Source organism: Caballeronia sp. LjRoot31, assembly GCF_964253885.1.
Lineage (GTDB): Bacteria > Pseudomonadota > Gammaproteobacteria > Burkholderiales > Burkholderiaceae > Caballeronia.
In genome coordinates this window covers 209551-223634 of the sequence record NZ_CAXURX020000004.1, presented here as the reverse complement: position 1 = coordinate 223634, position 14084 = coordinate 209551, and the positions used below count along the sequence as shown (strand labels likewise).

Sequence of the window (14084 nt, the reverse complement as noted above, 5' to 3'; positions counted from 1 at the left end):
GCGCTATTACAATCACGCCGGCTTTCCCCATGGCTCCTTCGCGAAGTACGTCAGGAATTTGTTTAGCAAATCGCACCGCATTTTCACTTCGACTGATTCCCGCTTGACCTAGCCGAGTCCAGCCTCAACTTCGACCTCCGTCAGGGGCTTCCGATACTGCCCAACGCTCTTCAGCTTGCGAGCCTTTGCTGCACGCATGCAGTTCGCCAAAGTCTTCATCGGTATTGGCAGTCAGCGCGCGGGTTCGGACATGCCGATGTCTTCGGTCATTGCCAGCTCTACTACTCTTCACGCAACTCCTTCGTGCACACAGCCTTGGGGATGCGGATCATCCGCGTCTCCATTTATTAATTTTACGGAATGGAGGTGTCCACTTTTTTCAGCCGGCCTCACGCGGGTCACGATCCGAAATACGGCGTACAGAAACCTGGTGGGCCGACACACTGGTTAGGGTCCGTTGAGTTTCCATTCATGGAAGCGCAACCCGACACTAGAAAGACGATTGCGACGCAACAAAGTATGTTGCGCCTGCGTGTATGGATTGCAGATAGTTTTTGCAATATGTTCTCCTCAGAGCTGAATTAGCAGATTGTCTGTGACGCGGCGCTTTATACACCGCCCAATGTCTTGGATACATTAGCGCTCAAACGGTGTCGAAACGGGCACGCAATAATGAAACGTTTTTCACAATGCCAGGGTTAAGGAACGGGGTCATGGGGCGCCACCGATGGCAGCAAGAGGGCCGAAGCAAGACCCGGAGCTCGCTGCGAACGTGGTAGCGGCGAAAATGCTGAATTTTCCAACTGACTCGCGCGTTCGCTTGTCAGGCTGCACTCGAGCGCACCGAGTTTTCGGACAATCGTGCTGCACACTTCGAGTTATGTACTGTGCGATTCCGAAAGGTATAGCATTCGCGTGGAACGGCGAATAGCCTCACGCCAAGAGGCGGTTCTAGCAGGTTGATGCTTCGGGGTGGTTGTGGCAGCAAATGTCTCAAGCAACCAAATGGCAGGGCCCAACCTTGCGAGGTCGTTTACGTGAGCAAAGACACGCATGGCGTGACGTTGGCCCAACTTGACGAGCCCGTCAGGTTTGAGCTAACGCATAATCGGAGGGACGAAACAAGGGCAGTTCATTTTCGTTAAGAGTTCTTTTTTAAAAGAGCGCTTTACTGCTGCTTATGAGCTTGCGTAAGCATGCCGATAGCTGAGTTCGTTAGAGTGTTTCCAGCTTGTGGGTGTGGGATCAGTATTAGGAATAGCAAGTCGCCTTCGATGAGGGCGAAGCGCAAGTATCGCTTGTTCTTGCGGTGAAAAGCATCGTGGTCCCGTCATGCAAACTGGCTTAAATCAATCTTCATTTTCATGAGTTTTTTACAGCCGTGTCGCCGGACATTGTGCGCAGAAGTTGGATAGGATCACGGCAGACGTCACATCGACCCAAGGCCGTGATCGGCCCGATCCAGCTTCATGCTGTGTACGCTGTAGCCTTGTACATATCGACGCTACCAATCTCGCAGACGACCGCTGCAGACCTGACGTTGGCGGCGCTTTCGCCGAATGCATCGAAATCGAGGACCCAATGATTGCAACAGACTTGAAGGATTCCGTTCCCTCTTCCCGGTTGGGGCGTCGTTGGCACACCTCGACATTTCGTTGGCTATCGATATATGCGGTCATTTTTATCTTGTCGAGCATGTCGCTGTTGGGTTGCATAGAAGTGTCGGCGACTCACGCGATGGAACAGGAGGCGGACATTGGGATTCGTTGGCAACTACGCTATTTCGACTCGCTGGATGATACGGACGTCTCCATGGTCGTGGCGCAGAGAATCGGGCGAGAGCAGTTGCACTCCGACTACTATGGCCTGTTCGCTTCTGACGGTCGGTACCTCGCTGGCAACATATCCTCCTTCCCTGATGGCCTTAAGCTCGACAGTGCAGCGCAAGTCCATAGCCTATTCGAAGGCCGCACGTTGACGCTTGGGCAGGGCGCATCAACTTCGGTCGTGCGTGCCATCGCCGAGCGCCGGTTTGATGGAACGAAATTGGTAGTGGCCCGGAACCTTGCCGAAGTCCGGCACATTCGTGCGGAGCTGATCAAGGCTTTGCTCCTCGGCGGCATCCTCTGTCTCGTGGCCAGCTTGGCAACCGGTCTAGTGTTGAGCCTGCGACAAATGCGTCGAATAACAGACATACAGCACGCCACCTTGCAGATCGCACGAGGCGACCTGAGGCTGCGACTGCCAGTGGGAGGTCGGGACGAACTCGACATGCTCTCCCATTTGGTTAATCACATGCTGGACGAGGTCGAGCGACTTATGCACGAGGTCAAAGGCGTCTGCGATGGTATTGCACACGATTTGCGCACGCCGCTCGCACACGTGCGTACTTTGCTCGGCAACATCGCTGTTCGAGCGCAGGACCTGGGAGATGAAGACGTGGCACGCATGTTCGCTCAAGCACGTCTCGAGACTGATTCGTTGCTTGATCGATTCCGAGCTATGTTGCGGATTTCAGAGATCGGAGCGCTACATCGACGAGGCGGGTTCGACATGTTGAGCTTGCAGGGTCTTGTCGATGAACTATGTGATCTCTATCGGCCACTTGCGGAGGAGAAGCTCATAAGCCTCGAAAGCAGTATGAATATGGAGTTACCTGTCCACGGGGATCGCGCATTGCTGTTTGAGGCGTTCAGCAACCTACTCGACAATGCAATCAAGTTTGCTCCCAAAGGGGGCACCGTTCGCGTCGAGCTCGAATCCAGCGCTGTTGGTACCTCGCTCGTCGTGTCGGACAATGGGCCAGGAATTCCCGAGCGTGAGCGCACCGCCGTTTTTCAACGCTTTTACCGGGGTGAGGTGGCTCGGCATTTGGCCGGTGTTGGACTAGGTCTAGGTATCGTGTCGGCGATCATCCGGATGCATGACTTCGGCGTGAGGATCGGTAGCGCGAATCCCGGTGCGGCGATCACCGTTGAGTGCTGGCCACATACCCTCGAATAACCTCTCGCGAAGTGATGTTTCGACGTCGCCGGAACATCGGGTCGCGGGCCTGCAGCGGAAATTCGAAAAGGCCGTAGCCCTTTTTTTACCGGGCCAGTGTTCGCATTTTCGCAATCTTGCGGGGCGTCAAGTTCCCGACGATGAAATCGGTTTCGCTGCTTCAGTTATCGTTTCCTTGATTCAAGCATTGATGGTGGAGCGCCGTCTTCTTCAAGTAAGCGAGCTAACCATCGTTCTGTGCCTGAATTACCGTCCGCACTTGTGCGCTGGTTTCCGGACAGCTCTCGGTCGTCTGAACTAGAGTTGGCCTTGCGGTTGTGTGCTCGCCGATGTTCCGTCGGGCAGCAGACTGCGCGGCCGTTGCACACATGGCGAACAGACTCGACGGTATGTGATCTCCTGTATTCTTTATGAAATTCATATTCAATGAGATTTTTCTTGGGCCCGTGACTATGTTCCTCCGGGGGCGATGTGTGTGCGTCTCAGTGGTTCTCGTGTTGACGGCCGCAGTGGATTGTTCCATAAATAAAACAATTGTCATTGCAATGGAATGGCATCCCGACGCGCTCAGGTTCAAGCTGCTGATCATGGTAGCAGACGATTATTGAACCGTTAAATATCGATGGCGGAGTTGTCCGATTTTTAGGAGAACTGCCTTGAGAGATGCAGTCTAAACGACTATCTCAGTGAGGATCCGCGATATCTCAAACACGGGTCCCGACAGATAGAGGTCTGTTCACTAGCCGCTTGCTATCGGGTCATCGCGCAGGTGCGAGCGTGCGGTGCTTCGCAAGATCGAATCAGGAGATCGTGATATGTCGCAACAACGCAGCGTAATCAGATGGTTAATAGCAGTTGCTTCCTGCCCCTTAAAATTCTTAATCATCCGTCGCTTCACGAGCATGTTTGGCATTGAAACACCGCTTATCGCCAGTCAGCTGGGCTCAGGCGGACCGCTTGAATCGAAGGATTACCCGAATAGAATTTCAATTCAATCGAGCATCTCTGGATCGACCACTCGGACGCGACGCTTTGGGGGATGCACTGGAAGTCCCCACTATGTCGTATGTGTCGAACTTGATCGCAAGATCCTTTTAAATAAGGCGTTTCCGCGGACAAGCACAAAGACAACGGCAAAGGATATCCAGTGTTCGATTCGAAGAAACTTTGTTTTGGGACTCTGCTCCTTATCGCCGGATTTATTCCGCACACCGGCCACCTTTGTCGAAGGCCGGGATGCGCGGGAGGATCAGAGAGGACGACAATCAGGCACGGATGGCAATGTTGTCGATTACTGGCGGCCTGGCACATCCGCAGGGATGCGTCATTCATCAGATCTGCAACCAGTAACTTGGCGGCATTACCAGCTGTGGGCGCTTCGCCTCGCACGGGCAATGCCCACGAGTCCAATAGTGTCTTGCTTCGGAATAACGGTAAGCGGAACTTGCGCGGAGATCCGGGATGCGGATCCGAAGCTACGATGCTGACCGAGCGGCGTAGCGCCTGTCGGAGAGTTCGACGATGATCCGTTTTTCTCGTCGAACTCTGTAATTTCGTAGTACTACAATTTGCTATACTAATAGTTGGTGATCTGCCACGTTGCTGCTAGCAACCAAGATTTAAAACGAGGGAAAGCGGCCCTGGATGTTGGATCGATCGTGCTAGATCGCCACGGGAATCGGAGTCTGGCATCACAGAAATCGGGTTGCACAAGGGTACGGTGATGCGTTTAGACGCCTACGTCCTTGCTTTTGGCATGTTCTCGAGCGTAATTCAACGCTGCCTGCATCGCTTCATTCCGGTCGCTGAATGTCGTTGTTAGCTTGTGGCGCATCGCTGGTACGCGCACATGTACATGATCACTTTTGCGCTCAAAAAGAATAGAGGCTTCGAAAAGTCCGGGTTCTTTTTCGAATACACGTGAAAACGTAAAATAGTCACCTTCCTCGGAAAACACGGCGTCGGACATAGAGACCTCCATGGCTAGTATAGAAGAAGCCTAGCATGAACGCTCTTGTCAAACCAGATGGAGCTATGCTTTTCTGCAGGCTTCGTCTTGACGATGTCGAGTTGCCTTGGAGCGTCGGTTCCTGCCGAAGCCCTTGACCTTGCGAAGTGCAGTTGAGTAGCGTGATTTCCACGATGCCCTAACCTAAGCCGCGGCCGACGCGGCCTATCCATCAACCTTCAAGTATGTAAAGTGATAAGCTGTTTTGCAAATCTTTTCATGACAAAAAATACTGGCTCTTCTCAGACTCTGTCTCCGGTACGAAGGCCGCTGCGATCATCTATGGCTAGTGCTGACTTGCCGTGCCTGCGGTCCAAGTCATAAGCAGCCGGCCGTCATCAGTCGGGGTGCAGATACTCTGGTAACACTACGTTTGATCCGGCGCGTTGGCACTGAAGTGTTGATCCAGTAATTCGGCGCTACCGGCAGGTTGTGCGTCAAATTGGTCGTCACTCTGAACTTGCAAGTCCTCCGCGTACAGCGCTTTGGAGAACTGGTTCGTCTGTACCTCGATTCTTTCAATTTTACCGAATGGTGATGTCCACTTTTCTTGAGCCGATCTCAGTCTTCAAATTATCGAAACTAAGGCTTCTCAAATCTAGGCCTCTACGCACGTTACGTTTCGTATACGGGAGATGAAGCAAGCTTCACCATCGTGAAACATCTTTCAAACTGATGCCAACTATACTAGGGCAGTTCGATGGCGCAGCGTCTTTCGAGCAATCACTCGTGGTCTTTGTAGTTTAAAGATTTTCACCTGATGAGGAGTTTCACATTGCTCCCGCTTGAAATTGAGTGATGTGGCGTGAAGCTGCAGTCGCAATACTGCTGCGATCGTCTTGTTGGCAGTCTTCAATGCCATCGTGGTCGTGGCACCAGAACTGACGCCGAAAAGATGTGGCTGATCCTCCTCTCTAGCGGTACTGCAGATTGCGGTTAGCTATACAGATGTGATGACTCTTCAGCGGTAAAACGTTGCCGAACTAGCGTCAGCTTCTTCGGTTGATATCAAGGTTACACTGACTTCGCAGAGTATTGAATCGATGCATTGTTTCCAGATGGAAGCGCTTTGAAAAGCGACGTTGCTGGTGGTCTGCTTCTGCCGTCGCTACATCTCTCAGATCTTTGTTATGGAAGTTGTTGCCGATGCGTTTTAGACGGCTTCGCGCTTCTGTCCGTCAGCTTTCGTAGGTTGGGAGGCTCCTCATGATTCTGATTTGTCGCGACGCTCCTACGCGCGCTGTTGGCCTCGCTTCTACTGCACTTGCCGTGACGTCCGCGAAACCGTACTTGCTACTCGATCGGATGGATGCCAGCAGTTGCTCAAGTTAGAAAAATGGCGAACAACATTTGATATCGTCGACGTATATGCAAATGCTCAACACAACTAGGGCCATCTTTGGTATGCCGAGCAGCTTAATGAGTCCAACAACGTCTAAGTTGCAACTAGGCCATCCACGTTGGATGCACTCGGAATTGAACGAGGTACGTCTGTTTTGGCGATCATTTTGGACGAAAGGACCGTGCTTAGCATTGTTGTCATGTTAGGAATTGTAGGGGCTTTAACCGGTTGTGCTACCGCACCAGATCATGGATACGAGGAATATCTCGAATCCGAATATTCATTCAGTGTACCTAATGAGTATGTCGATCCGTATGCGATCGATTCCCAGACCGCGTATCCGGGATTTGGTCTTTGGGGGGGAAGCCAGGGATGGGATGCCACCAGTTATCGGCATGGTAAGAATGGTTGGCATAGCTATAGCCATAGCCATGGTCGTTGGACTGGGCGCGGACATGCCAATGGCGCTATCCAAAGCGCGGGGCATGGCGGCCGCGGTGGTGGGCACGGGCGATGAACAGGAGATTTTGGGGTGTTGAATTGTTTCGCCGCTGCGCCGGTGTGAACAGGATCGTGCCGGCGGCAGCGTCGAGCGGCTCTCGAGGAGCGGCTTATTGGCAGCTGTCGCTGACTAGAGTGCCCGTTGCGTACGGTGTGTCGGGCGAGTTGCTCTTTGCTGGGATGTTGCAGCGCTCCCGTAGGAGCGGTGGCGGTTCAGCCACCCCGCATACGGTCCGCATGACCGCGATTGGCGCGATGCTGACGGGAATGCGGTTCAAGATTTTCACGATCCCGTCGTTCTTGATCGGGGTCGACAAGATATCGAAGAGTAAGGGTGCGCCGCGGGGCCTGAATGTAAGTGGCCGTGGAAATGACGGACATGGGAATAGCAGCGGTTCGCCGATTCAGGTCCAGATGCGGGGAGAGCATTGAGATGCGACATCCTTCCTTGACTGCGATGGTCGTTGCAATCCTTGGAGCCGGTTGCACCTTGCAGCCGAAATACGAGCGTCCGGCGGCCCCGGTCAGTCAGTCGTTTCCGACGGGCGGTGTTTATGACAAGCAGGCGGCCTCGTCTTCGCAGGCGTCAGTTGGACGCACGGCACAGAGCACTCCAGCACCTGATGTCGGCTGGCGGGATTTCTTCGCCGATGCACGCTTGCAGCAAATCATCGCAATGGCACTTAAGAACAACCGCGACCTGCGCGTGTCGATGCTGAACGTGGAGGCGGCGCGCTCGCAGTACCAGATTACGCGCGCAAGCCTCTTTCCGTCGCTCAACGCGGTAGGGTCTCAGAGCAAGCAACGCACGCCGAGAGACCTTTCGTTCTTCCCCGGTACGATCGTTAACGAGTATTCGGTGGGCGTGAATGCGTCGTGGGAAATCGACTTCTTCGGCCGGATCCGCAGCTTGAAGGATCAGGCGCTCGCGCAATATTTTGCGCTGGCGGAAACGCGTAAGGCAGCGGAGATAGCGCTGGTGTCTCAGGTCGCGAACCAGTACTTGTCGATGCTCGCCGACGGCGACCAACTCACCGTCACACGTAACACGCTAAAAACGGCGCAGGAGTCGTTTCGGCTTACTAAACTGGAGTTCGATAACGGCGTGGGTACGGAACTCGATGTGAGGCAGTCGGAAGGCATCCTAGAGCAAGTCTCGGCAAACTTGCAATCACAAATGCGGGCGCAGGCCCAGGACGAGAATGCTCTGGTGCTGCTCGTCGGCGAGCAGTTGCCGGCCGACCTGCCGCCGGGCGTAGCGCTCGATAATCAGGACATGCTTGCCGATATCCCCGCGGGCTTGCCTTCTGACTTGCTGACGCGGCGTCCGGACATCGTAGCGGCCGAGCAGACGCTGCGTGGGGCGAATGCGAACATCGGAGCAGCGCGGGCGGCATTTTTTCCAAAGATTTCGTTGACAGGCAGTTTCGGTACGCTCTCGACTTCGTTGGGTGGATTGTTTAAGTCCGGGACGGCAGCATGGTCATTTGCCCCTCAGATTTCGCTACCGATTTTCGAGGGTGGTACGAATATCGCGAATCTGGATTTGGCAGAGGTACAGAAACGCATCGAGATAGCGAACTATGAGAAAGCGATCCAAACGGCGTTCCGGGAAGTAGCCGATGGTTTGGCCGCGCGCGGGACCTACGACGACCAGATCAGGTCGCTGGAACGCTACGTGTATTCGCAAAGACGCGAGTTGCAGTTAGCGGAATTGCGATTTACCAATGGCGTCGACAGCTATCTTGCTGTGCTGACAGCGCAGACTAATTTGTACACGGCTCAGCAGTTGTTGATCACGGCGCGATATCAGCGCGCAACGAACCTGGTTGGCCTGTACAGATCCCTCGGTGGGGGGTGGATCGAGCACGCGGGCGACCCACCACGTCAGCCCGATGCAACTCCGTATTACAACTCGAGCGCGAACAGCAAGGGTCCGGTTTCGTCGGTATCGATAATGCCGGTGCCAGACGTGACGCAGACAAAGCCGGCAAGCTAGCCGCGAGGCCGCGAGTTTTGTCGCGCAATTTGATCGGGCGGAAATTGGCAAAATACGCGTGATCTGAGAGAGCGTGATTTCCGTGGTACATCCGGAGCGTCGAAGCGGGAGATGCGACTTCGAATCTGTCGCTTGTCTGACGCGCTCGATGAAATCGCGCGGAACAAATCGTAATGCGGCGGAGCGCGGCGTCAGGCACAAACGGGTGAACGATATGCCGGCTCACGCCCCCGCGTGGGTAGGAGCATAAGCGCTGCTTCTTCTATGGAATCGTATGATATCGGCCCCAACGGTCCCCGGACGGAAGGCAATCGTGAAAATATCGGTGATAGGGTTGTACTTACTCGGTGCACTCGGAAGCACGGGTGCACTAGCTCAAAACAGCGCGAACAACGGCAGCTTGAGCCCTCGAATCGTCACGCAAAGGTCCAACCCCGCAAGCGGTGCAGAAACGATGAAACTCGCCGCGGGCGCGAATGCCGTCACATCAGAAGGTCAGTGCTCGCCGCCGCCGCCGCGGCCGCGAGAGCAGAGGATACCCCCCCAAAGCACGCCGCGCGGCGCACCGACGGGAATGAAAGAGTGACGGGGAAAGCCAACCGCGCACTGTGTCCAATATGCGCCCTATCGAGCTGACGTCGAGCGCAAGATCTTTTCCGGACGCATTAATGTGAAACCATTGCGATCGCTAAAACAGCCTTCGCACTCCCCCGGCGTCACAGACAGTCCGGCACAGAAACCTCTTCAGGATGCCGCGCCGCGTCCCACCTAATGAGCACGGCGCGAGCCTTCAGCTATGCTTTCCGTGCGTGCTACTGCCGTGCCTGGCGTCGACTATCGACCAGTAAAGTAGATGGATTGCGACGGCGACCGGCCGGCTGGCGTTGCGGGCCCCGACTGTGACGAACCGCTTGAGGACGTACCGTAGCTGGTTTCGGCGACTCCCGCTTGTATCGGCTCGTTTTGAGCGGCCACGCGTGCTTCCGCGATCTGTGCATCGGCCGGATAGTACGGATCCCGACCGGCAGCTGGCTTGTACCCAACCGACTCAAGCTGAACAAGTTCAGCGCGCACTTGTGCGCGTGTCACAGGTGATTGCTTCGATTGCGCGAAGGATGCAACCGGAGCGGCGATCGCAATGGTTAACACAACAGCTTTGATTAAAGATCTCATAATCATCTACCTCCAGAAGCGATTTTGCTTCACTCACACAGGCTGTATGAGAAGCGAATGGAAGGAGCATAGATTAGATTCAAGATAGGGAAAACCCTCGTTTCGACGATACACAATTGTGAAATATGCGAATATTACTTAGCGGCAGGATCCCACGATCTCGTTAGCTTGCCGTAAGAGGCCCGGTGCGAGGGAGATGCACGCAAAGAACCGCCACTGCGTGTTCTTTCGCCGGAACCTGAGGCAAGTCTTTCAATTAATGAGTGTGTCCGCTTGAGTACGCCACTAATGCCAAAGCTCATTAGCTCGATGCAGAGGCCCGATCTGTATTGAGTTGGTAGCCATATCTGCTGACCGTTAGGATCCTCGTTTCAAACCCCTGGACCTTTAGCTTTTGCCTCAAACGCGATACAAGCAGGTTCACACTGGCAGGGTCCGCATCTTCCTTTTCGGGCCACGCATACTCAATCAACTGGTCCCGCGCTACGGGCGCGTTTTTGTGACGTAAGAGGCATTCTACGAGCAGGTATTCGCGTTTGGTGAGAAGTAGTCGCCTGCTCCCCTCGATCAGCTCGTGTGTAAGCGAATCGATTTTTAACGCGGCCACTGCAGAACGCGAGTCGTTCATAGGCGATGATGTGTGGCGCAGCGTTAGCATCCGTTCATGGATCTCGATAAACGAATACGGCTGCACGAAACATGCGTCCGCCCCTGCGCGTAACATCAGGCTACGCTCTTGTGACGTAGCATGTGTGCGTACGACAATAATGGCTGGTGGACCAGGAAGACGAGCGAAGGCTGGAATTACCTCGAGCAAAGTTGCTACAGGTATTGGGCCAATCGCCGCAATGACCACCGCATCGAACTCTTCCCTCGAAGCGAGCGACAAGCCAAATCGGAGATCATCCGCAGCCCGCACGCTGTGGGCACTCTCTCCGAGCGCCTTGTGAAAGTACCTCGCCTCCCTCTCCGGTGGAGATATCAGTAGCACGCGCATCGCGAGACCGTTCCTATTGCAAAGAGTGAGGCCAACACTCCACAACGAAGACTGCCCCCGGGTTTGCGCTGCAAATATTTAACCCAAAGTCGTGCATGCGCATGACCGCCGAAACGATACCGAGGCCAAGACCCGAACCTGGCACATGCCGCGTCTTCTCGGCTCGATAGAATCTTTGCAGCACGGCTTCGCGTTCGTTTTCCGCAATTCCCGGCCCATTGTCGAGCACAACTAACCGCGGACCTAATGTCGAAGATGTTAGCTCAACGCTCACGTCACCTCCTGCGGGTGTGAACTTAATCGAGTTATCAAGCAGGTTGCTGAACGCTTCGAATAGCAAATCTCGGTCGCCATAGATGGGTTCCATCGACTCCGCGTTCCATCTGAGGCGAATAGACATCTCCTCGGCTAAAGGCTCGTATAGTTCACATAGCTCGAAGATAAGTGTCGGCAAAGAGAGTGACCGGAAGCCTTCGCGTCGTTTGAGTGCACCAATCTCCGACATCCGCAGAAGGGCTCGAAAGCGGCCCAGAAGCGAATCGGCTTCGAGAGATGCCTCCTTGGCGAGGTCTTGCACCTGGTTGTCGCCGATGACGCTCGCGCGGTCCGCGATGTTTGTCAACAGCGTGCGAACGTGTGCAAGTGGCGTTCGCAAATCGTGCGCGATTCCGTCGCATGCAGTCTTTACTTCGGTCATCAGCCGCTCCACCTCATCGAGCATGTAATTAACAAGATGCGAGAGCAACGTGAGTTCGTCCCCACCGTTGATTGGCAAGCGTTGTTTGATATCGCCTTGGGCGATTTGCGTCGTCACGCGTTGAATGGCCTGAACGCGTTTTATTTGGCGTATGCTCAGTAACAATCCGGTCACGAGACTCGCGGCCGCGCAAGACAGGCCTCCCCACACGAGCGCCTTGATCAGTTCATCCTTGATATCAATAATATCGGCTACGCTCCGGCCTATGACTAGCTGAACGCCGCTTGCCCGGCGTTCAGCTAACGCGCGCACTGTCGGCATCGAAGGATTGTGAGCGAGCGACACGGTCTGCCCGATTGCATCGTTGCGTGACTCTCCGGTTTGTGTGATCGAAAGGCGCGACGGCAATGTCACAATGTCTCCGGCGAGCCGACGCCCATCGGCGGCGAATAGGCCGTAATAGTTCGACCGGTGCTGTTCATGCTGTACGCGCTTATCGATAGCACTCGCGAGATCTGCGTCGGTAATCGAATCGAAATAACGAAGTTGCCAGCGAACGCCGCTGTCCGCTTCGTTTTCCATGGCACGGGTAACGGACTGCTCGACGAAAGCAAGCAGCGACATGATCGATATGGTAAACACAACGGCGTACACCGTTAGCCATCTGAAAGTCGTCGTGTGCCATCCGCGCCCGAGTGATATAAATGAACCGCTGCGCGATGAGTTGGGTGAGCTCATCGCGATTCTTCTGCGTTTGGTGCCCATTGGCTCAACAGTAGTTGCATTGTTATTCTGTGCATCGTGTACGGTCGCTTCTGCTTACGAAAATATTGTGAGCAGCTTTCTACTGAGCATGAAGAAGCGACACCACGAGGCCGGGAGGCACAAGTAACGGAAAAAAAAGATTGCTGACGACGGCGAACTATTCGCGCGAGTCAAGCAAAGATCTGCGACTCAGAATGGCAACATTAGATGTCCCGATGATATATGCGCATGAACGTGATTGTCGTTTCATGAACATGAAGAATCATTCATCGGCGACGACGCGGATGCTCTATAAACGCTCGGATTTGTGCGGCCGCGCCAAATGGATCGCCAAGATTCTGCGCATGAAATCGAGCCAACAGCACGCCTTCTGGGAAAAACTATCAATCTGTTTTTCAGGCGCAGAGCTATATGCCGAATTCGCAATCCGAGTCGCATCCGCACTATTGATACTCCGTTCTTGAAGGTAATTGGGGAAGATTGGGCATCCGAGGGCGTTCGTCGTCACGATCAAACGCGGCTCGTCCCGAAAGACGAGTTCCTTGCATCGCGACGTGTAAGTTCAGCCACGATTTGCCAGCGGCGCATAATACTTGGAGCTCAATCCCACTGCAACGGTACGGAATCAGGTATGGACGAACGATGCATGTAGGGGATGACGGCGGAGGGTTGGACGTGCCCGACAGTCGAACCTTTCTCCTCATCGCGCGACGTGAACAGGCAGATTGATCAATATGACATCAGGAGCGGTAGGCGCATTCGGGCTAGAAGGTCACGAGTGACCCCACCGAGCATCTTCTCCCATAGTCCCGGTCGACCGTGGGCGCCAGCCACCAGTATATCGGCTCCGAGTGAGAGCGCCGCCGACTGCAGCATGTCGGCAGTGGAGAGGTCTGTCGCTTGAAGCGACTGAAGATGCGGGTTCGCAGTATGGCGACCGATATGCTCGAGAATAGAGGCGGTTGGCAAGCTGTTTGGGTGCCCGCGTGGATGCGGATCGACGAGCAGCACGCTCGTGCGCTCGGCTTGTTCAATTAGTGGGAGGGCGTCGGACAATGCCCGTGCGGATGCACGACTGCCATTCCAAGCGATCGCGATATGTTGCCCCAACTGGGGCTTCACAGCCGTCGCCGCCTCCGAGGGGATAATGAGCAGTGGTCGCCCGGAAGTAAAAATCATGGTTTCGGCAAACGAATACTCATCCGGTAGGTCCGCATTCTCGGATGAGTCGTGGCCCACGATCGTTAGATCGGCATAGCGCGAATATTGGGGAACCAGCTTATGTGCTTGGCCCTCAATACCGACCCATTTTACGTCGACTGCACGGTCCTGCTCTAGTTGCTGCAGTAGCTTGTGCAGGTCGTCAATACTGGTGTCGATTTCGCCCCTGATCAGGTGGTTTAGTCGATCCGTTTTCTTGCCCGGTACCAGTCCCAACTCCGACGCCTTAAGCCTGCGCTGCTGGGCAATGCTGTATTGCCGGATATGTAGAGCGGTCAGCCGTGCGCCATGTCTTGTCGCGAGGTCGACGGCGAGGCGCAATCGCATCCTGCCGGTCTCGCTCGCATCCACGTGAACCAGAATATCCCTGAATGCCAT

The 14084-nt window shown here is 54.6% G+C and carries 8 protein-coding genes and 1 pseudogene; 3 read left to right on the top strand and 6 right to left on the bottom strand.

The annotated features are described in order from the left end of the window. Positions 1-10: 10 nt before the first annotated feature. Positions 11-332 (bottom strand): annotated as a pseudogene (locus ACSQ8V_RS39005) (IS3-like element ISBvi4 family transposase); the annotation flags it as partial. 1249 nt (positions 333-1581) lie between these two features. Here ACSQ8V_RS39005 and ACSQ8V_RS39000 point away from each other — a divergent pair. After that, positions 1582-3003, top strand: coding sequence for a sensor histidine kinase (locus ACSQ8V_RS39000; RefSeq protein ID WP_436209448.1), 1422 nt, complete (start codon positions 1582-1584; stop codon positions 3001-3003). A gap of 1729 nt (positions 3004-4732) precedes the next feature. Here the strand turns inward: ACSQ8V_RS39000 and ACSQ8V_RS38995 are convergent. Beyond that, positions 4733-4972 (bottom strand): hypothetical protein, encoded by a 240-nt coding sequence (locus ACSQ8V_RS38995; protein ID WP_436186722.1) that lies wholly within the window; start codon positions 4970-4972, stop codon positions 4733-4735. Positions 4973-7287: 2315 nt separating this feature from the next. Here ACSQ8V_RS38995 and ACSQ8V_RS38990 point away from each other — a divergent pair. After that, positions 7288-8853, top strand: a complete 1566-nt coding sequence (locus tag ACSQ8V_RS38990) for an efflux transporter outer membrane subunit (RefSeq protein ID WP_436209447.1) — start codon at positions 7288-7290, stop codon at positions 8851-8853. An 834-nt stretch (positions 8854-9687) separates the two neighbouring features. Here ACSQ8V_RS38990 and ACSQ8V_RS38985 read toward each other — a convergent pair. The 3 genes from ACSQ8V_RS38985 to ACSQ8V_RS38975 form a co-directional block, all read right to left on the bottom strand. After that, complete coding sequence (locus ACSQ8V_RS38985; RefSeq protein ID WP_436186719.1) at positions 9688-10026, bottom strand: DUF4148 domain-containing protein; 339 nt, start codon at positions 10024-10026, stop codon at positions 9688-9690. 301 nt (positions 10027-10327) lie between these two features. Further along, the gene (locus ACSQ8V_RS38980; RefSeq protein WP_436209572.1) at positions 10328-10654 is read right to left on the bottom strand and encodes a winged helix-turn-helix domain-containing protein; all 327 of its coding nucleotides are present in this window, start codon (positions 10652-10654) and stop codon (positions 10328-10330) included. Positions 10655-11036: 382 nt separating this feature from the next. Beyond that, on the bottom strand, positions 11037-12458 hold the full coding sequence (locus ACSQ8V_RS38975; RefSeq protein ID WP_436209446.1) for an ATP-binding protein: 1422 nt from the start codon (positions 12456-12458) through the stop codon (positions 11037-11039). A gap of 275 nt (positions 12459-12733) precedes the next feature. Between ACSQ8V_RS38975 and ACSQ8V_RS38970 the strand changes: the two genes are divergently transcribed. Then, positions 12734-12949: a hypothetical protein gene (locus tag ACSQ8V_RS38970; protein ID WP_436209445.1), complete on the top strand. Its 216-nt coding sequence runs from the start codon at positions 12734-12736 to the stop codon at positions 12947-12949. A 265-nt stretch (positions 12950-13214) separates the two neighbouring features. Here the strand turns inward: ACSQ8V_RS38970 and ACSQ8V_RS38965 are convergent, their stop codons facing one another. Continuing rightward, positions 13215-14084: a universal stress protein gene (locus ACSQ8V_RS38965; RefSeq protein ID WP_436209444.1), complete on the bottom strand. Its 870-nt coding sequence runs from the start codon at positions 14082-14084 to the stop codon at positions 13215-13217.